Raw genomic sequence first — 19,406 nt, 5'->3', positions numbered from 1 at the left:
CCGTGATACCCGGCGCCGGGCTGGCCAAAGCTCCGTGGACCGGCCGCCGAGCCAGGATCACGCGGCCGTGGCCGCCGGCTCGTGGCGTGGGATGAGGCGGTTGCGCACCCAGCTCACGGCGTGAAAGCCGGGAGCTAGCCGTACGGGCCGCCGCGCGAAGCCGGGCGTACGGCGTGGGCGAGGTCGTCGGCGAGCAGCTCCACCTCGTCGGCGCGCAGGGGCGAGACGGTGACGCGCAGGGCGGGCGGCGTGCCGATGCGGTTGCGCGCGCCCGGCGCGGCGGCCCACCCGCGGGCCAGCAGGCGGGTGATCGCGGTGGTCTCGTCCGCGACGGGGACCCACACGTTGAGCCCGCTGCGCCCGTGCGCGTGGATGCCGCGTGCGGCCAGCGCCGCCACCAGGCCGTCCCGGCGCCGCCCGTACGAGGCCGCCACCTCCGCAGTGTCCACCGCGTCCGTCCGCCAGAGGTACGCGACCGCGCGCTGCAGCAGATGGCTGACCCAGCCCGCGGCGAGCCGCTGGCGACCGCGCAGCCGGCCGAGCGTGACCGGGTCTCCGGTGATCAGGGCGACGCGGAGGTCGGGGCCGAAGGCCTTGGCCGTCGAGCGCATGAACACCCAGCGCCGCGTGACGCCCGCCAGCGGGTGCAAGGGAAGGTCCACGAAGCCGGAGCCGTGGTCGTCCTCCATGAGCAGCACCTCCGGGTAGGCCGCCAGCACCTCGCGCAGAACATGAGCGCGTTCGCCTGAGACGGCGGCGCCGGTCGGGTTCTGGGCGCGGGCCGTGATCACGACGGCGCGGACGCCCGCACGCAGAGCCCGGCCGAGCTCGGCGGGCAGGGGTCCTTCGTCGTCGAGCCGCATCGGCACGGGCCGCAACCCCATGACGGCGACCAGGTCGAGCAGGGCCGTCCAGCCGGGATCCTCCACGGCCACCGCGTCGCCGGGGCGCAGGTAGGTGGCCAGTACGCGTTCGACCGCGTCGAGGGTGCCGGAGGTGACCGCCACCGGCGCGGCCGGGACGCCGTCCGCGCGCATACGCTCGCCGGCCAGGGCGAGCAGCTCCTCGTCGTCGCCCGTGCCGTACATCGCGGGCCGCTCCTCGTGCGCGCGGGCCGCGGCGGCGAGGGCGTCTCCCAGCGGCGGCAGGAGGGCCGGATCGGGGTTGCCCTTGGACAGGTCGCGCACGCCCGGGGGCACCTCGATGCGGATCTCCTCCCGGGACGTGCTGGCCGGGCGCGGCCTGATCCGGGTGCCCCGCCGCCCGGCGGTCTCGATGACGCCTCGCTCGCGCAGCAGCCGGTACGCGGCCGCCGCCGTGCCGGGACTGACCCCTGCGCCGGCGGCCACCTCGCGCACCGGGGGAAGCATCGCGCCTGGTGACAGCCGCCCCTCGGACACGGCGAGCTCCACCCCGGCCGCTATCTCGCTGGCAGTCCCACCGCTGATCAGGTATTTTTCTGGCACAAAATACATTATGTACTAATACAAAGAGGAATGCGATGCTCATTCATCCTTGGGACGCGGCGCATGACACCGACGAATGGCGGTCCTGGCTGCGTACCCGCGACTTCGGCCAGCTCGCCGCCAACGGCGTGGACGGCGGCCCGCCGATCGTGGTGCCGACGCATTTCCTGTTCGACGGCGACAAGGAGGTCCTGCTCCACCTGGCCAGACCGAACCCGATCTGGGCGGCGCTGGAGGCCAACCCGGTGACGGTGGTGAGCGTGCACGACGACTACGCCTACATCCCCTCCGTCTGGCGCTCCGACTCCCCCGGCAACGGCGTGCCGACCAGCTACTACGCGTCGGTGCAGCTCACGTGCCTGGCGCGGATCGTGGACGACAAGGAGGGCAAGGCCGACATCCTCCGCCGCCAGCTGGCCCATCACCAGCCCGACGGCGGGTACGGCGAGGTGGCCGTGGACGCGGGGCCGTACCGCAAGATGTTCTCGGCGATCCGGGGGCTGCGGCTGGAAGTGGTCGACGTGCGGGCCAAGTTCAAGTACGACGACCATCGGCCGGTCGAGTTCCGCGAGCGGATCCGGGAGGGGCTCGCCGAGCGGGACCTGCCGGGGGACGCGGGCACGAAGGCACAGCTGGTCAGGCGAATGAACCGGCCAGAAGCCCAACGTTAGGATGACCGCATGAGTGCGCAGGACGGCCCCGACCGCGAGCAGGTGCTCGCGTGGGTCGAGCGGGTGGCGGCGTTCGTCTCCCAGGAGTGGGGGCTCGCCCCGATCACCGGCCGTGTCCTGGGCTGGCTCATGGCCTGCGACCCGCCGGAGCAGACCGCGAGCGACATCGCCAAGGCCATCGGGGCGAGCCGCGCGTCGCTGACGACGAACATGCACTTGCTGACGTCCATCAAATTGATCCGGCGCTTCCGCAAGCCCGGCGAGCGGAACGTCTACTACCAGATAGAGGACGACGCCTGGTCCAGGGTCGTCCGGCAGAAGCTCGCCGCGTTCACCGCGTTCGACGAGCTGGCGGCGGAGGGCCTGCGGCTCGGCTGGACCGACGAGTCGCAGACCAGGCGCATCGAGTCGGCCAGGACCGCCGTCGCCAAGGTCCTCGACCGGGCCTCAGAAAGGGCGTGAAGCAGTCATCTGCTTCACGCCCTTGATGTCGCCGCCGGCTAACACTCGCCGCCCCAGTACATGTTTCTGATCTTCGCATTCACCGCCCCGTCGCGCAGGTCGAGCTTGAAGCCGCTACCGGGGTAGAAGTGCAGGCACTTCGAGTACCACTTCGAGGTGCCGTAGTACTGGTACTCGAAGTGCACGTGGTCGCTGCCCTGCTGCTGACGTCCGTTGTTGACGATCACCCAGAACGACTTCCCGTCCGGGACTTTCCCGGGGGTCTGGTAGTACAGGTAGTTCTCGGACAGGTCACCCTTGTACAGGCACACATTGCCCGGCCGGCATCCCTTGTAAGTGGTCTCCCCGGCCGACGCCGCCGACGCCGGGGACGCTGCCACCAGGGCCAGGGCGGCCGTCGCGGCAGCGCACAGAGCGGTTGCGGCAGTGGTGATTCCCTTCGCACTCATGGATCCCCCTTCTGGGAAGCTGGTTAGCATGGCTGGCACTCACCGCCCCAGGACACGGATCTTGATGGGTGTGACGTCGCCGGTGACATCGAGCTTGAAGCCGCTGCCGGGGTAGAAGTGCCTGGTCCCCTTTGTGGGGAGTACATGGACAGTCCACAGCTCTGGGCCGCTTCGTGTCAGCATGATTCGGCTGGGAGGAAAACATCGAGGTCACGGCCGGGTACGTGGTTCGTTCGGCGGCCGAGTGCGGCGATGAACGCTACGGCAGGCGTGTCACTGTGGCGGCGGACAGGGCGTAGGTGACGCCGGTCAGGCGTTCGGACAGCTGCCACAGGTGAGTGGCTGTGACACTGTCGCGGATGGCGCGCTCACGAGTTCGACGGGTGGGCTCACCGCGCAGTTGCAGCGGGCCGTCGGGAACGATGTAGCTGCCTCCGGGCAGGTCCGGTACGGTCGCCGCGTACAGGGAGGTCTTCGCCCCTTCCGGGGTGGGCCGGAAGGCGACCCGCACCAGCAAGCGGGTGAGGGTCCGATACAGCCGTCCTCTGCCGCTGTTGGCGCCGCCGGTGAGCACGTTGGTGCGGGTGAGCCCGGGCGCGACGGCCATGCTGCGTAGCTTCTTCCCAGCGGCGTCGGCCCGGCGCTGCAGCTCCATGGCGAAGTAGAGGTTGGCCCGCTTGGACTGCACGTAGGCGAACGCCGTCCGGTAGCTGCGTTCGGCGTTGAGGTTGCCCAGGTCGAAGCGGGCGAAGCGCTGGCCCTCGCTGCTGACGGTGACCACCCGCGGATCGGGCGCGGCGAGCAAATGTGGCAGGAGCAGGCCGGTCAGGGCGAAGGTGCCCAGATGGTTGACGCCGAACTGGGACTCGAACCCGTCGGCGGTCAGGGCGTGGGGCACCATCGCCACCCCGGCGTTGTTGACCAGCAGATCGAGCCGGCCGCGGTCCCACCCCGCGGCGAACTCCCTGATGGAGGTCAGGCTGCCCAGGTCCACCCGGCGCAGCTCCAGGCCGGCGCCGGGCACCTCGCCCCGCATCCGGATGAGCGCGGCGTCACCGCGTTCGAGGTCGCGGCAGGCCAGCACGACGTGCGCGCCACGGCGGGCCAGCTCGCGGGCGGTGACGTAGCCGATGCCACTGTTGGCTCCGGTCACCACAGCGACGCGCCCGGTCTGGTCAGGGATGGTACGCGGGGTCCAAGGGGGAGCGTTGTGCATGATGTGCCGCCTCAAGAGGTGCAGACGAATGTATCGCAACTTCTAGTTGCGATACATTCATCCTGTCAGCGGCCCTCGAATATCGCAACTTGGAGTTGCAATGCAGTCCGATCACTCCACCGTCAGGCCGGTCGGCCGCGGCGCCAAAGTACGCGCCGCCGTCCACGCCGCCACGCTCGCCGAGCTCGTGGACAAGGGCTACGCCGCGCTGACCGTCGAGAACGTCGCCCAGCGCGCGGGAGTCCACAAGACGACGGTGTACCGGCGGTGGAAAGATCGAGAGAGCCTGCTCACCGACGCCCTGGCCGAGCACATGGCGCAGGACATCCCCGTCCCTGACACCGGAGCGATCGAGACGGACCTGCGGGCGCTGGCGCGCTCGCTCGTCCAGGCGTTCACCAGCCCGACCGGGCGGGCCGTCCTCGCTGCGATGTTCACCGGTGCCGCCCAGCTTCCGGAGATCGCCGCAGCCCGGCGTCACGTGTTCGACGACCGGCTCGCGAGGGCCGAACCGGTGGTCACGCGCGCCGTCGAGCGGGGCGAACTGCCCGGGGACACCGACCCCGCCGAGCTGCTGAAGACCTTGGCGGCGCCGATCTACCTGCGCCTGCTCATCACCGCAGAACCGGTCGACGAGACGACCGCCGACCAGGCGGTGCGCGTCACGCTGGCCGCCGCGCACGCCGGCGCCCTGCAGCCGGCCCGCGACGGCGAACCGGTCAGCGGATGAGGATGCCGGTGCCGAGCACGCGGGCGGGGCTTCCCGGTGCCTCACCGTTGATGTCCGATCGTCACTAGTGGGCACGGCCCGGCGGCAGGAAGAGTGGACCACATGCTCACAGACGAGGACGCGTACTCCGTGCTCAGAAGCCGGGACGGCCGCTTCGACGGCCGGTTCTTCGTCGCCGTCGTGACCACCGGCATCTACTGCCGCCCCAGCTGCCCCGCCGCGCTCCCCAAGCGCCGGAACGTGCGCTTCTACCCGTCCTCCGCCGCCGCTCTGGAGGCAGGCTTCCGCGCCTGCAAACGTTGCCGGCCCGACACCACACCCGGCTCCCCCGAATGGAACGTGCGGGCGGACGTGGTGGGCCGTGCGATGCAGCTGATCGCCGACGGCCTCGTGGACCGTGAAGGGGTCGCGGGGCTGGCCGCCCGGCTCGGCTACAGCGAACGCCAGCTGCACCGCCAGCTCACGGCCGACCTGGGCGCGGGCCCGCAAGCGCTGGCCCGGGCCCAGCGGGCGGCCAATGCCAGGACGCTCCTGGAGACCACGGACCTGCCCGCGAGCGAGATAGCGTTCGCGGCCGGTTTCTCCACGATCCGCCAGTTCAACGACACCATGCGGAAGGTCTACGGCACAACGCCCACCGCCCTGCGCGGCGCCCGCTCCACCGGCCGTCCCCCGGGCGCGCTCCGCCTGCGCCTCGCCTACCGCCCCCCTCTGGACCTGAAGGACCTGTTCGCCTTTCTCTCCGCCCGAGCGATCCCCGGGCTGGAGGACGCCACCGCCGGTTACTACCGCCGTCCCCTGAACCTCCCTCACGGCCTGGGCCTGGTCACCCTGCGCCCCGCGGACCCGTACATCTCCTGCGAGCTGCACCTGGAGGACCTGAAGGACCTCTCGGCGGCGGTGCGCCGCTGCCGCCGTCTCCTGGACCTGGACGCCGACCCGCGCGACATCACCGACCACCTCACCCGCGACCCTTTCCTGGCGCCCGCGGTGGCAGCGGGTCAGGGCCGGCGAGTGCCCGGCCACGTCGACGCGGCGGAGATGGCGGTACGCGCGATCCTGAACGAGGAAACGACCACCGGCAGAGCGCTCCTCACCCAGCTGGTCCACAGCTGCGGCACGCCGCTGTCCCAGGCATCGCCACCGGTGGATCCGGCCGCCCTCGGCAGCGTCACCCACGCCTTCCCCCGCATGGAGGCGCTGGCGGACGCGGACGCGCCGGCACCGGTGACCGTTCTGGCCCGGGCGTCACTCACCGGCGCCCTCCACCTCGGCCCCGAAGCCGACCGCGACCGGACCGGACGCGAACTCCTCGCCCTGCCGGGCGTGAGCGCGGAAGCCGTCTCCAGGATCCGCATGCGGGCACTCGGCGACCCCGACGTCTTCCTCCCCTCAGACCCAGCCGTGCGGGAGGGGCTGCGTCGCCTCGGACTGACGGCGAGGCACACGCGGCGCTGGCGCCCGTGGCGCTCGTACGCGATGCAGCACCTGAGCACGACATTCACCAAACCTTGAGCTCGTTAGGAACCCCCCTTCGTGTCGGCCTACCTGTCCCTGCTCAAACGCAGGCGCGACTTCCGCAACCTGTGGCTGGGCGCGTCCGTCTCCGTGATGGGCGACAGCATGACGTTCGTCGCCCTCTCCTGGCTCGTCCTGGCCCAGCCGGACGGGACGGCGAACCTCGGCATCCTGGCTGTCTGCTACACCGCCCCGGTCCTGGTCGGCGGCCTGGTGGCGGGCCCGCTGCTCGACCGGTTCGACAAGCGGACAGCGCTGATCGCCGACAGCGTCCTGCGCGGCGTCGCGGTCGGGTCCATCCCCTTCACCGCGGCGGTCGCCACCGTGCCGACCTGGCTCCCCTTCCTCGTCGCCACCCTCCACGGCCTGCTGAAAATGCTCCCCATGGCCGCCGTTCCCGCCGCCATCCCCGAGCTGGTCGCTCCGAAGGAACGCGACGCCGCCAACGCGCTGGAATCCGTGAGCTACTCCTTGTCGGGAATCCTGGGCTTCACCTTGGCCGCGCCTCTCCTGGACACCGTCGGCCCGGCGAACATCCTGGCCCTGGACGCCGCCACCTACGCCTGCTTCGCCACGGCCGTGGCCCTGATCCGTCGCCCCCTTCGCCCTCATGAAAAGCCGGAAACCGGGACGACCCCCAAGACGGTCTTCCGCGACAAGGTACTCGTCAGCACCACGCTGGCCTTCATGGCGTTCAACATCGCCGAAGGCGCGATGACCATGGTCGTCGCGCCCTGGCTGGCCAAGGAGCGCCTCCCTGGCGACGGCGCCGCTCTCTCCCTCCTCATGGTCGCCTTGTCGGCGGGCGAACTTCTGGGCGGTCTCGCCGCCGGCGCCTGGCGACCCAGGGTCGGCAGGCTCGTCGCGATCGCGTTGGTCGAGCTGGCGGCGGCGGCAGGCTTCCTGGCAGCCCTGGGATCCCCCGACTGGATCCCGGTGGCCACGGGCTTCCTCGTCATCGGCGCGTTCAGCGCACCCATGACCGTCTGGGCGCAGTCGCTGCGCATGGAGCGCATCCCGCCGTCCCACCGCGGCCGCGTCTTCAGCGTCTTCCGCACGATGATGCAGGCCACCCCGCCCGTCGGCGCCGCCCTGGTCACCCCGCTGCTGGTAACCGGCGACCTGACGGGAGCCGTGATCCTGATGACCGCTCTGGCCGCCCTCCCGGCCTTCGCCCTGCTACTCGTACGCGACCCTCAGAGGGTCACCCGGGAAGACGACGTTGAGCCCTCGGACGAACGCGGACTCCACAACTGTGGATAACCGGCTCCCCCTGTGGATAACTCCATCCGCCCGCGACCCTCACCAGCGCCACCGACGCCCGACCGCCGACCACCCAGCGAGGCTCCAACCCCGGCAGATACCGCGAAAGCAGGGCCTGACGGACCCCGGTGCCACCCGGGAACCCTCCGCGCTCCGATACACAAACCGGCGCACACAGCCTGTGGATGAAGACGGCCCGGGTCATCACCCTTGCGGGTCACCAGTTCCAGTAGGAGCGCGCCTCCGACAGCCAGTTCTTGGGGAAATACTGCTGGATCTTGAACGCCATGCCGAGGCCGCGGGCGAGGTACTGGTCGCGCTCCAGCTTCCTGGCGATGGGCTTGCCGGGGTCGCCGTTGTTGTCCCACCAGGACTCCCACTGCTTGATGCAGGTCTTCCCGCTGAGATACCGGTTGGAGCAGGGGGCGGGCGGCGACCAGATCTGGGTGTGGCCGAAGTCGACGACCTTCCCCGACGACTGCTCGGTGAGCGTCCCCCACGCCTTCAGGCAGTATCCCTGTGCGGGGATGTCCCACTTCACGTAGTGCTGCTGTCCGGAGGTGGCGAACGTGCGCAGGTTGCCGCACTTCGCGTCGCCGATCTGCTCTTTGGTGACCCTGAGCTTGTAGTACGTGCCGTTGTCCCGCCACCCGTCCAGCATCAGCCAGTCGCCGTCGTGGACGAACTTCTCCGCGTAGTCCGGCGGCCATTTCTTCGGATCGCCCCAGCTGATCTCCGACGTCGTGGACGACAGGGGCTTCCACGTCCATTGCCCGGCCGCCTGCCCGTCGGCCCAGTGCTGCCCGGCGCTGCGCTCCGCGAACTGGGAGTACTGACCGTAGTTCTCCCCAGCGCGAGCCGGGCCTGCCATCCCCGCGAGCGCCGTGATCATCGCCGTGCCGGCGACGAGGAACGGCCTCGCGCCCATCCTCTGGATCTTCACCGCCGGCACGTTAGCGAGCCCGCCGAGCGGGACGAGCTCAGATTCAGAATCTTCGAAGTGTCCTATCCCGCCTTCGAGGCCGGGCGAAGCAGGAACGCGACACCGTCGTGCTCCGGGGTCTCCACCACCAGTCCGGTGCCGGCCAGGACATCCGCGATCAGGTCCCGGTCGCCGGCCCATTGCAGCGCCAGCTCGTCCACCAGATCGCCGTAGGCGTCGAAGCAGGACGTGTGCGACTGGGTGGTCCAGAAGACGGCCTTGGGCGCTTCCCCGGCCGGGGTCGCCTCGTGGACCTGTTGCCAGGCTCCGGAGGCGGTCGGCCAGAGGTCCGGCTCGGCGACGTAGCCGCGCGCGGCGAGCCGGCCGAACGCCCGTACGATCCGGCACAGGTCGGAGGAACGGTCGGCGGACAGGCAGGTCACGACCCCTTCCTCCGGTTTGTTCAGACCGTGGACGGCGGCGAAGAGCGCGTCCATCGCGGCGTCGGCCTGCTTGCCCAGCTCTTCGGCGTCCATGTCCAGCAGCGCGTCGAACTCCTCGCGGTCCGCCTGCCCGGGAACGGAGACCACCAGGCCCTCCCGGGCGAACGCCGCCTGGATGTTGGAGGGCAGCCCGCCCCGCCAGGCGATGGGCACATCCCTGACCAGTGCGCCGTCCGGGTCGAAGTGGCCGTCGAGGTCGTCAGCCGGGCTCAGCAGGCCGCTGGTCTCGGTGTCGGAGGCGAAAAGCCTGGCGTCGACGATCTGCCAGCCCTCGTTCTCCAACCGGCTGAGAGCCTGGTCGAAACCGTCGCGCTGTGAGCGGGGCGAAGCGGAGGCCTCCTCCATCGCGTCGGCCAGCGTGTCGGCGATCTCCGCGCGGCGCTGTTCGAGGAACGCGCGTGCCTCGGCGATGTAGTTCCGGTTCATCAGGGTGTCCATCACCATGGACCACCAGGCCTCGGCATCGCGGAAAGCATCCGGGTCGAGCTCTTTCAGCGAAAGCCACAGCTCCTGCGTATAGCTCTGGCCAGCCTCCAGGGACTCCCCGTTCAAGGCCTGCTGGCGCAGTCTGAGCCGGTAGAGGAATTCGACGAAGCTCTCCAGGGAGCTGTTGACCTTTTCCGCCTGCGGGTTCTCGTCCATCGAGAGCAGGCCGACGACGCCGTTCTGGATGTCGAGGAAGTAGCGCATGCCCGTGTCTCCCGACGTCCCGCCGAGCGTGAGGACGTTCACCTCGCCGTTGCCCGTCCTGAACACGACCAGAGAGCCCACCCGCGGTTCGGCGACGATGAAGGTGGTGAAGGCCAGATCCGCGCGTACCGGCAGCCCGACCTCGGACAGGATCCGCGTGTCCGCTTCCGACAGGCCCTTCTCGCGGCACCGCTCGGCGTCCATCAGCAGCAGGCCTTCGTCACCGAACGCTTCGACCATTTCTTCGTGCGTGACCACGATTCAGCACCTTGTCGTCGAGGAGATCAGCTCAAGAGCCCCTAAGCGTAGGGGATCTTGAGCTCCCAGCGGACCTCTCCGTCGTGCCATTGGTCGGTGGGGCGCAGGCCGGCTGAGGTGGCGACGGCGGCCGAGGCGGCATGGTCAGGGTGGATGTGCGCGATGACCGTACCGATCCCCTCCTCCGCGAGGTGGCCGACCAGGGCCTTGGCGGCCGCGGTGGCCAGCCCGCGGCCCTGCCAGGGCGTCCCGATCACCCAGGCGATCTCGGCGGACCTGCCGTCGATCGTCGCCTGCACGTACCCGACGAGGCGCTCTTCCGCACGCCACCAGACCACCCAGTTGCGCCAGCCGGGCGGCCCCGCGGCCAGTCGTTCGTAGCGAACGCGCAGCTCCTGCGCGGTGAGCGGGGCCCCGCCGGTGAACGTGTGCAGGCCCGGGTCGGAGAGCACGACGGCCATCTCGTCGGCGTGCTCAGGGCGCAACGGGAGGAGTACGAGTACGGGGGTATCGATGCTGTCCACGCGGCCACGATATTCGTGACGCACTACCCCGAGGCGAGGTCGCGGCGGCGCAGGCCGTACATACCGAGGATCGTCAGCACCGCGGCGATCGTGGTCAGCACCACCGTGGCCACCGGGGCGAAGGCCCCCAACGGGTGCCAGGGAAGGTGGGACAGCACCGATGTGTTCACCACCCATTCCGGCATCTTCATGTAGGACCCCAGGACCTGCACGAACCCGCTGTACACGAGCACGGCCCAGGACGCGGCCATGGCCCTTGGGGCGAGCCCGAGCAGCGTGGCGGGGATGGCGAGCAGCACCAGCACCTCCGGGGCGCGGATCAGGCTCGCCCGGAAGACCTCTCCCATGAGGCCGGCGTCGCCGGTCGACAGGGCGGCGCCGATGCCGAGCGCGGCGCCGTACACCGCCGGCAGTACGACCACGGCGAGCGCGGTGACCAGCAGGGACGACCAGTACCAAGCCGATCTTCCGGTCGGCCCGGCCAGCACGGGGCCGATACGGCCGCGCACCTCCTCCGCCCGGAGCCGGATGACCGACAGGACCGCGAAGACGCCGGTGTAGAGGGAGCCGGTGAACACCATGAGGCTGATCCAGGCTCGCCCGAAGTCCGCGTCGGCGGAGAAGATGGGGAGATTGGTCTGCTCCATCCCCCCGGTCATGGCGCCCAGGACGAGGCCGACGGCGAGGAACGCGGCTCCCCACCCCACGATGGCCGCCTGCTGGAGTCGCAGGGCGAGCGTGAACGGCGTGCGCAGCCAGGAAGACGCCGAGGCCCGTCCGGGACGCGGGGCCATCAAGGAGGCGCCGAGATCCCTGCGGCTCGACAGGGAGTAGGCGCCCACGACCAGGAGCCCGGCGAGGAGCAGCGAAAGGCCGAGCGGCCACCAGCGCTCGTCGGCCAGCACCCGCGTCTGCTGCGACCAGCCGATCGGGGACAGCCAGAACAGCGGACCGCCCTCCTGGCTCTGCAGCGCCCCCGCGCCGCGCAAGAGCCAGACGGTGAAGAGCACGATGCCCGCGAGCCCGTTGGCGCCTCTCGGGTGCTCGGTGACCTGTACGGCGACCGCGGTGACCCCGGCGAACACCAGCCCGACCGCGGCGAGGGAGGCGCCGAACAGCAGTGCGCTGCCGACGGGGAATCCGATGCTGATCGTCGCGGCAGCGGTGAGGACCGCCAGCGCGGCATTGCTGATCAAGGCGGTGATCAGCGCCCCGGTGAGCTGCGCGTGCCGGCCCACGACGGCCGCCCGGATGAGCTCGGCCCGTCCGGTCTGCTCTTCTGCCCGGGTGTGCCGGGTGATGAGCATCATGTTCAGGATCGCGGCAGCCAGCAGGAACTCGACCCAATAGGCGGCCAGGAAGTAGCTTCGCGTGGTGACGTCGCCGAAGACGGGCCCGCCGAGCACCCTCATGAAGGAGACGCGGATCATCTGCGCGGCTTCGGCCAGGGCCTCAGGCGTCGGGACGACCGCGCTCACGGCGGCGTCGTAGAAGCGCGGGACCATGACCGTGATGGCGACCAGCCAGATGGTGAGCTTGATCCGGTCGCGGCGCAGCGCCAGCCGCACCATGGTGCCGGTGCCGGTCAGATGGCTGCTCGCCGGTCTCGATCCGGTACGGCCGTGCGCCGGGGAAAGCGCGGTGGTCATGCCGCCTCCTTGTGCGCGTAGTGGCGGAGCATGAGCTCCTCGAGCGTCGGCGGGTGGCTGACCAGCGAGTTGAGGCCGAACGTGGTGAGATGCCGGATGGCGGTGTCGAGGTGTTCGGCGTCCACGCTGAACCGCACGCTTGCGCCTTCGACGGTCGCGTTGTGGATGCCGGGCATCTGGTTGAGGCCGGTGACCGGGGTGGCGGTGTCGGCCACGATCGCCGTCCGGGTCAAGTGCCGCATCTGCGCCAGCGTCCCCGACTCCACGACCTTTCCGTCCCGGATGATGGTGATCCGGTCGGCGAGGGTTTCGACCTGGGCGAGGATGTGGCTGGACAGCAGGATGGTCCGGCCGGCGGCTTTGGCCTCGCCGACGACCTGCTGGAACACCGCCTCCATCAGCGGGTCAAGCCCGCTGGTGGGCTCGTCGAGGATCAGCAGCTCCACGTCGGCGGACAGGGCGGCGACGAGGGCGACCTTCTGGCGGTTGCCCTTGGAGTAGGTTCGCGCCTTCTTCTTCGGGTCGAGCTCGAACCGCTCGATCAGCTCGTTCTTGCGCTTGTCGTTGAGTCCGCCGCGCAATCGGCCGAGCACGTCGATGGCCTCGCCGCCGGTGAGGTTGGGCCACAGCTCCACATCGCCCGGCACGTACGCCAGCCGCCGGTGCAACGCGACGGCGTCGGCCCAGGGGTCGCCGCCCAGCAACCTGGCGGTGCCGGAGGTGGCCCGGATCAGGCCCAGCAGGATGCGGATGGTGGTGCTCTTGCCTGCCCCGTTCGGGCCGAGGTAGCCGTGCACCTCTCCGGCGTTCACGGTGAGGTCGAGCCCGTCGAGGGCGCGCGCCGGCCCGTAGGCCTTGACCAGCCCGGAAACGGCGATAGCAGGGGTCATGGGTTTCTCCCAATTGCGGGTCTCGTTGGCACGGCGAGGAGGTGACCCTTGAACTCCTCGACGGGGAAGGTGCTGGATGGCGGAAGGCCGCCCCACAAGGGCGGTCGGCTCAGGCGAAGCCGGTGACCCGCGCGTCGAACTCGCGGTCGGAAAGGGACCTGTTGAGGTTGAGGAAGGCTTCGGCCTGCCAGCCCACGACGTAGCGGGTCTCCGGCTGGTCCGACTCGACGGCCTGCAGGATCGCTGCGGCGACGACGCCGGGATCTGAGGCCTGGTCGCTCTGGTGGCCCACCGGCGCCTCGGCGGCAACTGCCATGGCCTCGGCCATCTTCCGGTAGGCCCCGTTCCCGGAGATCTCCCGCAGTTGCCGCGCGGTCCCTGCCTCGAACTCGGTCCTGATGATGCCCGGCTGGATGACGACGACGTCGATGCCGAACTGCCGGGTCTCCATGCGGAGCGTGTCGGAGAAGGCTTCCAGGGCATGCTTGGAGGCGTAGTACCAGGCGCCGAGCGGAAAGGCGATCTCGCCGCCGATCGAGGACACGTTCACGATCGTGCCCGACCGCTGCTCCCGCATCCGCGGCAGGACCAGCTGGGTCAGCCGGGCCGGTGCGAACACGTTGATCTCGAACTCGTCTCGCGCCAGCTCAAGCGGCGTGTCCTCGACCGCGCCGTGCACGACGGCTCCCGCGTTGTTCACCAGGACGTCGATCCGCTGGTGCTCGTCCAGGACGGTACGGACGACCCGCTGGAGGTCTTCCTCCTTGGTCACGTCCATCCGCAGGGGGTGACCGCCCGCTTCGCGGATCGCCCCCATCATGTGCAACCGGCGCGCCGCGCCGTACACGGTGTGTCCCGCGCGCAGGAGCTCGAGTGCGGTGGCGTGGCCGATGCCGGATGAGGCGCCGGTCACGAGGCATACCTTGGCAGCCATGTCAGGGTCTCCTGGAGATTCCGAAAGCTACGCGTCCCAGGTGACCGGGAGCTGGTGGACGCCATAGACGGTCATGTCGGTGCGCAATGCCAGGTCCGCCGGCGAGACGGCCAGGCGGAGGGTCGGAAACCGGCTGACCAGGACGGGGAGCGCGACCTGCAGTTCGACGCGGGCCAGTTGCTGGCCGATGCACTGGTGGATGCCGTGGCCGAACGTGACGTGCCCGCCGGACGAGCGGAGCACGTCCAGGGTGTCCGGGTCGGCGAAGTGCTTCGGGTCGCGGTTGGCCGCCGCGATCGAGACGGTCACCGTTTCGCCCGCCTTGATCAGCTCGCCCTCCAGCTCCACATCCTCCAGGGCGGTGCGCGTGAGGAACGGGGCGACGCTCAGATAGCGCAGCAGTTCTTCGACGGCGCGGACGGTGCTTCGGGGATCGGCCCGCAGGGCGGCCAGCTGTTCGGGGTTCCGCAGCAGGGCGTAGGTGCCCATGGCCAGCAGGTTGGCCGTGGTGTCCATCCCGCCCGCAAGCACCGTGACGCCGATGTTGACCAGTTCCTCATCGGTGAGGTCGCTGGTGGTCAGGCCGCTGAGCAGGTCGTCGGTGGGGTTGGCGCGCTTCTCGCGCACCAGCTCACCGATGAAGACGCGTAGCGCGGCAATCGCCGCTCCACGCTCCTCGAGCGAGGAGTCCAACCGGAACAGAGCCAGCGCGTCACCTTCGAAGCGCGCCCGGTCGGCGTAGGGCACACCGAGCAGCTCACAGGTCAGCTGGGCGGGGATCGGCTGTGCCCACGTCTTCACCAGGTCCACCGGAGGGCCTGTCTCTTCCATGGCGTCCAGGCGCTCGGCGGTGATCTCCTGGATCCGCTCAGTCAGCAGGCGCATGCGACGCACCGTGAACTCGCCGGTGAGCACGCGACGGTACCGGGTGTGTTCCGGCGGATCCATCATGGCGAACGCGCCCGGCGGGGCAGGCCGATCAGCCTTGACAAGGCCGGGGATCGGCAGATGCTGCAGCTCGAGACGTGCACTGAACCGTAGGTCGGCGAGCACCTGGCGGCACAGGGCGTGACTGGTCACCAGCCATCCCACATGTCCGTCCGGGTAGCTCAGCCGGCTCAGCGGACGCTCTTCGCGGAGCTGTGCGAGTCCGGCAGGAGGATCGAAGGGGCGCTCCGTGGTGCGCTCTGTCGGCAGCGCGGGCGCGGGATGCGGCAGGGTCATTTCAGGTTCCCTCCGCGAGAACGACGATCGTTCACGCACCAGGAAAGCTACGGATGCGTTCGCGGATTCGGCAAGTTGTAAATGCCGTTATCGCTGCTCAGAAAGGAATGGTTGGCGCAACAACAGTGTGTGCAAATGCAACAAGCTCGGCGTCGTGTCGCAACGAACCATGCCTGGATGCATACTTGTGCGTGCCTGACGAGGAGTGCAGGGAGGGCGCATGCCGGGAGGCCACCTGACGTACGAGGACCGCCGCAAGATCGCCGAAGGGCTGGCGGAAGGGCTCACCTATGCGGAGATCGCCCGCCGCCTGGGGCGGCCGAGGTCGACCGTCGGCCGCGAGATCGCACGCAACGGCGGCCCGCACGGCTACCGTGCGACCCGGGCGCAGCAAGCGGCCGGATGGCGCGCCCGCCGTCGGCCGCACCCGCCATCGAGTGCACCGGCGACCGCGGATGCCGGCGGGCGTGACCCTCAGGCAGTACGGGAACTCGAGGAGAAACTCACTGCGAGGTTCGGGGGGATTCCGACGATGGCGGCCAGGGTGATGGCCTGCCTGTTCGTCAGTGATACCGGCAACATGACCGTCGCAGAACTGACCGAGCGGCTGCGGGTCAGCCCCGCGTCGATCTCCAAGGGTGTCAACTGGCTCGAGCAAGTGGGGCTGGTCAGACGCGAGCGTGACAACCGGCGTGAGCGATACAGCATCGACGTCGACGTCTGGTACCGGGCGTGGTTGGTGGGCATGCGGTCGATGACGCTGTGGGCCGACACCGTCCGGGAAGGCGTCGACGTCCTGGGCGCCCACACCCCGGCAGGCATCCGGCTCCAGACGGCAAGCCGGTTCTTCGAGCTCATCAGCTCCGACATGGCCCAGGCGGCCGAGCATTACCGGCGAACCTTCTCCAGCTCCGGGGGCGTGAACACCGGCACCTGATGCGCCGCCGTCACCTCCCTCGCGGCCGAAATGGCGCGGAGCTTCCCTGAACTCGCAGGAGGGAGGTGAGCGGCGATCGTCCTCTAAGGGGCCGGTGAGGCGACCGCAATGTGTGGACGACCGGTTATGGGGTGCGGGCCGACGTGGGCGCGTACGCCGAAGACCTCCTCGATGAAGGCCGGTGTCAGCACCTCCAGGGGCGGGCCGTGCCCGGCGACCCGGCCGTCGCGCAGGACGACGACCTGGTCGGCGTAGGCCGCGGCCTGGTCTAGGTCGTGCAGGGCAGCCAGCAGGGTGAGGCCGAGTGAGCGGATCAGGTCCAGCAGGAGGAGCTGGGAGCCGACGTCCAGGTGGTTGGTGGGTTCGTCGAGCACGAGCAGCGGCGCCCCCTGCGCCAGGGCACGGGCGAGCAGGGCACGTTGCCGTTCCCCTCCCGACAGGGTGGTCATCAGCCGGTCGGCGGCCCAGTCCATGCCGACCCGCTCGAGCGCGGTGATGACCGCCGCGCGATCGGCCGCGGTGTCCCGGTCGAGCAGCCGTTTGTGGCTGTGGCGGCCGATGGCGACGACCTCCGCGACGGACATCCCGCCGGCGACCTGGTTGTGCTGGGGGAGTACGGCCCGATGGCGGGCGGCTTGGCGGGGCCGCATCCGCCACAGGTCGTGGCCGTCCAGCCGGACCGCGCCCCCGGACGGGCGCAGCGACCGGTAGACGGTACGCAGCAGCGTGGACTTGCCGCTGCCGTTGGGACCGACGAGCGCGACGAACTCGCCGGGCCCGGCGGTCAGGTGGACGTCGTTGACGATGGGACGGGCGTCGATGTGGACACTGACGCCGGCCAGGTCAAGCCGCATGTGCGCCTCCGCTCGATCGGCGGCGCAGCAGCCAGAGGAAGAACGGCACGCCGAGGGCGGTGGTGAAGATGCCCACGGGCAGCTCGTTGGGCCGGTCCGCGATGCGTGCGGCCAGGTCCACCAGCACCACGAACAGCGCCCCGGCCAGCAGGGACACGGGCAGCACGCGGCGGTGGTCGGCGCCCACGACGAACCGGATCGCGTGCGGGATCATCAGCCCGATGAAGCCGATGCCGCCGACGACGCTCACCACGGTGGCCGTGAGCAGCGACCCGGCCACCAGCAGCCCGACCCGCAGCGTCGCCACCGGCACGCCGATGGCGATCGCGGCCTCCTCGCCGGTCAGCAGCGCGTTGAGCGCGCGAGCCTGCAGCGACAGCCAGACCAGGCAGGCGACGATGAGCAGGGCGGGCACGCCCAGGTCGTTCCAGGACGCGCCGGCGACGCTGCCCATGAGCCAGAACATCATGCCCTGCAGCTCTGTCGGGTTGAGCTGGAGCTGGACGAACGTGGTGGCAGCCGTGCACAGGTAGCCGACGGCGACCCCGGTCAGCACCAGCCAGGAGTCCAGCAGCCGCCCGGCGCGCTGGGCCAGCACGTACACCAGCAGTGCCGACAACATGGCGGCGGCGAAGGCGGCGCCGGTGACGCCGAGCGAGCCGGCCAGGACCGTGCTGCCCAGGGCGGGGACCAGCACAGCTCCGAGGGAGGCCGCCGAGGAGACACCCAGCACGTACGGGTCGGCGAGCGGGTTTCGCACCAGGGACTGCAGCGCGACCCCGGCCACCGACAGGCCGGCTCCGGCGAGCGCGGCCAGCAGCGCACGCGGGGTGCGGATCTCCCAGACGACCTGGCTGAGCAGCGGGTCCGCCTGCGCGCCCCGCCCGGACATGTGCGCCCAGACCACGCCCCAGACCTGGCCGAGCGGGAGGTTGACCGAGCCGACGGAGATGCCGACCACCAGGGCCGCGACCAGCCCGGCGGTCAGGGCGGCCAGCAGCAGCCCGGTCGCCGGCCCCGAGACGAGATGCGGGCGCCGGGACGTCAGGTTGTCACTCATCGGGATGGACCACCTTGGAGATCTTCTCCACGGCCCAGGCGTTGAGCGGGCCGAGGTACACGCCGTCGGAGACCACCGTGTACGTCCTGGACTTCGAAGCGGCCCAGTGCGGGTAGGCGGCGAACAGCTTGGCCGCCGCCTCGTCCCCCTTCTCTTCCGGGGTGAACAGCCCGACCACCAGCACGTCGACCTGAGCGGTCGCGAGCTGCTCGGCGTTGAGCGTACGGGTCATGTCCGAGGTCTGGCCGGCGAAGGCGTTGACGCCGCCGGCGGCCTTGATCACGTCGTCGTAGATGCCGCCGGTCATCACGGCGGGCAGCCCGTTGGCGTTCATCATCGACATGCCGGGGTAGGCGATCAGCACCTTCTTGGGAGGCAGTCCGCCGACGCGGGTCCGTACGGCCGCCACGCGGGCGCGCAGCTTGCCGATCAGGTCGAGCGCGCGCTCCTGGACGTCGAACACCCGCCCCAGCAGGCTGATGAACTCCAGCGAGGAGTTGATCGACTGGTTGCGGAAGGCGCGCTGCTCCTCCGCGGTGGCCTCGGGCTTGCCCATGGCGCAGTTGACCGGATTGACCAGCGAGGTGATCCCGGCAGCGGCGAGCTGCTCGCGGGTGGCGAACCCCTTCTTGGCGTCGAACCCGCCGGACCAGGTGGACACCACCAGGTCGGGCTTGAGCTTGAGCACCTGCTCGGCGGGGACGTCGAAGTTCTTGTTCATGGTCAGCCCGCCGGTCGGCAGCGCCTTGATCTTGCCGATCATCGACGGATCGTCGGAGACGCCGTAGCTCTGGGCGTTGGCCAGGATGGATTTGTCCAGGCCGAGCAGGATGAAGCTCTCCACCTCGCCCACGCTGGTGCCGTTGAGGATCAGTACGCGCTGCGGCGGCCGCTGGAAGGTGACCTTCGTGCCGCAGTTGTCGAAGGTCAGAGGGTAGCTGGTCCGGCCGGCGGGTGCCGTGACGGCGGCGGCGGGCGCGCCGGCCGCCCCCTCGGGGGCGCCGCAAGCCGTCGCGGTCAAGGCGACGAGTGCGACCGCCGGCAGTCGGAGCAGACGACAAAGGTTCATCGGTGTGTGTGCTCTCTACAGGGTTGAGGTACTGGCTTGTCACCGGTGGGACCCGCAGTCGGCAACGACGATGATCGGCCGGTTCCCGGGCATGCCGCCATGGCGCGACGTCCAGGA

Annotated in this window: 19 protein-coding genes; 6 read left to right on the top strand and 13 right to left on the bottom strand. The window is 70.1% G+C overall.

Annotated features, from left to right (window positions below; genetic code table 11):
* Positions 1-134: 134 nt before the first annotated feature.
* Positions 135-1,475, bottom strand: coding sequence for an aminotransferase class I/II-fold pyridoxal phosphate-dependent enzyme (locus ACIBVN_RS46000; protein ID WP_397146647.1), 1,341 nt, complete (start codon positions 1,473-1,475; stop codon positions 135-137).
* Between the two features lie 26 nt (positions 1,476-1,501).
* Between ACIBVN_RS46000 and ACIBVN_RS45995 the strand changes: the two genes are divergently transcribed.
* Both ACIBVN_RS45995 and ACIBVN_RS45990 read left to right on the top strand, forming a co-directional pair.
* Positions 1,502-2,137, top strand: coding sequence for an FMN-binding negative transcriptional regulator (locus tag ACIBVN_RS45995; RefSeq protein ID WP_397146645.1), 636 nt, complete (start codon positions 1,502-1,504; stop codon positions 2,135-2,137).
* 9 nt (positions 2,138-2,146) lie between these two features.
* A complete protein-coding gene (locus ACIBVN_RS45990) occupies positions 2,147-2,599 on the top strand; it encodes a GbsR/MarR family transcriptional regulator (RefSeq protein ID WP_397146643.1) in 453 nt (150 codons plus the stop codon).
* Positions 2,600-2,637: 38 nt separating this feature from the next.
* Here the strand turns inward: ACIBVN_RS45990 and ACIBVN_RS45985 are convergent, their stop codons facing one another.
* Positions 2,638-3,048 carry a hypothetical protein gene (locus tag ACIBVN_RS45985; protein WP_397146641.1) on the bottom strand — a complete coding sequence of 137 codons (411 nt, stop codon included), beginning with the start codon at positions 3,046-3,048 and terminating at the stop codon, positions 2,638-2,640.
* 259 nt (positions 3,049-3,307) lie between these two features.
* A complete protein-coding gene (locus ACIBVN_RS45980) occupies positions 3,308-4,264 on the bottom strand; it encodes an oxidoreductase (RefSeq protein ID WP_397146639.1) in 957 nt (318 codons plus the stop codon).
* 100 nt (positions 4,265-4,364) lie between these two features.
* On the opposite strand from ACIBVN_RS45980, the gene ACIBVN_RS45975 reads away from it, so the two are divergent.
* From ACIBVN_RS45975 to ACIBVN_RS45965, 3 genes are all read left to right on the top strand, one after another.
* Positions 4,365-4,994, top strand: a complete 630-nt coding sequence (locus ACIBVN_RS45975; RefSeq protein WP_397146637.1) for a TetR/AcrR family transcriptional regulator — start codon at positions 4,365-4,367, stop codon at positions 4,992-4,994.
* 102 nt (positions 4,995-5,096) lie between these two features.
* Entirely contained in the window at positions 5,097-6,509 is a 1,413-nt protein-coding gene (locus ACIBVN_RS45970; RefSeq protein WP_397146635.1) for a DNA-3-methyladenine glycosylase 2 family protein, read from the top strand.
* A gap of 21 nt (positions 6,510-6,530) precedes the next feature.
* On the top strand, positions 6,531-7,775 hold the full coding sequence (locus ACIBVN_RS45965; RefSeq protein ID WP_397146633.1) for an MFS transporter: 1,245 nt from the start codon (positions 6,531-6,533) through the stop codon (positions 7,773-7,775).
* A 217-nt stretch (positions 7,776-7,992) separates the two neighbouring features.
* Here ACIBVN_RS45965 and ACIBVN_RS45960 read toward each other — a convergent pair whose 3' ends face one another.
* The 7 genes from ACIBVN_RS45960 to ACIBVN_RS45930 all read right to left on the bottom strand — a co-directional run bounded on the left by ACIBVN_RS45960 (position 7,993) and on the right by ACIBVN_RS45930 (position 15,369).
* Positions 7,993-8,718, bottom strand: a complete 726-nt coding sequence (locus tag ACIBVN_RS45960) for a hypothetical protein (RefSeq protein WP_397146631.1) — start codon at positions 8,716-8,718, stop codon at positions 7,993-7,995.
* Between the two features lie 62 nt (positions 8,719-8,780).
* A complete protein-coding gene (locus ACIBVN_RS45955; RefSeq protein WP_397146629.1) occupies positions 8,781-10,148 on the bottom strand; it encodes an SUKH-4 family immunity protein in 1,368 nt (455 codons plus the stop codon).
* A 41-nt stretch (positions 10,149-10,189) separates the two neighbouring features.
* Positions 10,190-10,672 (bottom strand): GNAT family N-acetyltransferase, encoded by a 483-nt coding sequence (locus ACIBVN_RS45950; protein WP_397146627.1) that lies wholly within the window; start codon positions 10,670-10,672, stop codon positions 10,190-10,192.
* A gap of 23 nt (positions 10,673-10,695) precedes the next feature.
* Positions 10,696-12,321: an ABC transporter permease gene (locus ACIBVN_RS45945; protein WP_397146625.1), complete on the bottom strand. Its 1,626-nt coding sequence runs from the start codon at positions 12,319-12,321 to the stop codon at positions 10,696-10,698.
* Positions 12,318-13,211, bottom strand: a complete 894-nt coding sequence (locus tag ACIBVN_RS45940) for an ABC transporter ATP-binding protein (RefSeq protein ID WP_397146623.1) — start codon at positions 13,209-13,211, stop codon at positions 12,318-12,320. The genes ACIBVN_RS45945 and ACIBVN_RS45940 overlap by 4 nt, the downstream gene beginning before the upstream one ends.
* Positions 13,212-13,320: 109 nt before the next feature.
* On the bottom strand, positions 13,321-14,145 hold the full coding sequence (locus ACIBVN_RS45935; RefSeq protein WP_397146621.1) for an oxidoreductase: 825 nt from the start codon (positions 14,143-14,145) through the stop codon (positions 13,321-13,323).
* 27 nt (positions 14,146-14,172) lie between these two features.
* Positions 14,173-15,369 (bottom strand): cytochrome P450, encoded by a 1,197-nt coding sequence (locus ACIBVN_RS45930; RefSeq protein ID WP_397146619.1) that lies wholly within the window; start codon positions 15,367-15,369, stop codon positions 14,173-14,175.
* Positions 15,370-15,589: 220 nt separating this feature from the next.
* On the opposite strand from ACIBVN_RS45930, the gene ACIBVN_RS45925 reads away from it, so the two are divergent.
* Complete coding sequence (locus ACIBVN_RS45925; RefSeq protein ID WP_397146617.1) at positions 15,590-16,306, top strand: helix-turn-helix domain-containing protein; 717 nt, start codon at positions 15,590-15,592, stop codon at positions 16,304-16,306.
* 83 nt (positions 16,307-16,389) lie between these two features.
* On the opposite strand, the gene ACIBVN_RS45920 is transcribed toward ACIBVN_RS45925, so the two are convergent.
* The 3 genes from ACIBVN_RS45920 to ACIBVN_RS45910 are packed head-to-tail and all read right to left on the bottom strand — an operon-like array spanning position 16,390 to position 19,241.
* Positions 16,390-17,160 carry an ABC transporter ATP-binding protein gene (locus ACIBVN_RS45920; RefSeq protein ID WP_397146615.1) on the bottom strand — a complete coding sequence of 257 codons (771 nt, stop codon included), beginning with the start codon at positions 17,158-17,160 and terminating at the stop codon, positions 16,390-16,392.
* Positions 17,150-18,220: a FecCD family ABC transporter permease gene (locus ACIBVN_RS45915; protein WP_397146613.1), complete on the bottom strand. Its 1,071-nt coding sequence runs from the start codon at positions 18,218-18,220 to the stop codon at positions 17,150-17,152. The genes ACIBVN_RS45920 and ACIBVN_RS45915 overlap by 11 nt, the downstream gene beginning before the upstream one ends.
* The gene (locus ACIBVN_RS45910) at positions 18,213-19,241 is read right to left on the bottom strand and encodes an ABC transporter substrate-binding protein (RefSeq protein WP_397146611.1); all 1,029 of its coding nucleotides are present in this window, start codon (positions 19,239-19,241) and stop codon (positions 18,213-18,215) included. The genes ACIBVN_RS45915 and ACIBVN_RS45910 overlap by 8 nt, the downstream gene beginning before the upstream one ends.
* Positions 19,242-19,406 lie beyond the last annotated feature (165 nt).

It is taken from the genome of Nonomuraea sp. NPDC049400 (genome assembly GCF_044466425.1).
Classification (GTDB): Bacteria; Actinomycetota; Actinomycetes; order Streptosporangiales; family Streptosporangiaceae; genus Nonomuraea.
Note: the sequence above shows the minus strand (reverse complement) of the source record. Positions and strands in the feature narration are given on the sequence as shown.

Bases quoted from the DNA above. Each gene is read 5' to 3' on its own strand.
- ACIBVN_RS46000 (WP_397146647.1), bottom strand. From the start codon at position 1,475: ATGTATTTTGTGCCAGAAAAATACCTGATCAGCGGTGGGACTGCCAGC.
- ACIBVN_RS45995 (WP_397146645.1), top strand. From the start codon at position 1,502: ATGCTCATTCATCCTTGGGACGCGGCGCATGACACCGACGAATGGCGG.
- ACIBVN_RS45990 (WP_397146643.1), top strand. From the start codon at position 2,147: ATGAGTGCGCAGGACGGCCCCGACCGCGAGCAGGTGCTCGCGTGGGTC.
- ACIBVN_RS45985 (WP_397146641.1), bottom strand. From the start codon at position 3,048: ATGAGTGCGAAGGGAATCACCACTGCCGCAACCGCTCTGTGCGCTGCC.
- ACIBVN_RS45980 (WP_397146639.1), bottom strand. From the start codon at position 4,264: ATGCACAACGCTCCCCCTTGGACCCCGCGTACCATCCCTGACCAGACC.
- ACIBVN_RS45975 (WP_397146637.1), top strand. From the start codon at position 4,365: ATGCAGTCCGATCACTCCACCGTCAGGCCGGTCGGCCGCGGCGCCAAA.
- ACIBVN_RS45970 (WP_397146635.1), top strand. From the start codon at position 5,097: ATGCTCACAGACGAGGACGCGTACTCCGTGCTCAGAAGCCGGGACGGC.
- ACIBVN_RS45945 (WP_397146625.1), bottom strand. From the start codon at position 12,321: ATGACCACCGCGCTTTCCCCGGCGCACGGCCGTACCGGATCGAGACCG.
- ACIBVN_RS45940 (WP_397146623.1), bottom strand. From the start codon at position 13,211: ATGACCCCTGCTATCGCCGTTTCCGGGCTGGTCAAGGCCTACGGGCCG.
- ACIBVN_RS45935 (WP_397146621.1), bottom strand. From the start codon at position 14,145: ATGGCTGCCAAGGTATGCCTCGTGACCGGCGCCTCATCCGGCATCGGC.
- ACIBVN_RS45930 (WP_397146619.1), bottom strand. From the start codon at position 15,369: ATGACCCTGCCGCATCCCGCGCCCGCGCTGCCGACAGAGCGCACCACG.
- ACIBVN_RS45925 (WP_397146617.1), top strand. From the start codon at position 15,590: ATGCCGGGAGGCCACCTGACGTACGAGGACCGCCGCAAGATCGCCGAA.
- ACIBVN_RS45920 (WP_397146615.1), bottom strand. From the start codon at position 17,160: ATGCGGCTTGACCTGGCCGGCGTCAGTGTCCACATCGACGCCCGTCCC.
- ACIBVN_RS45915 (WP_397146613.1), bottom strand. From the start codon at position 18,220: ATGAGTGACAACCTGACGTCCCGGCGCCCGCATCTCGTCTCGGGGCCG.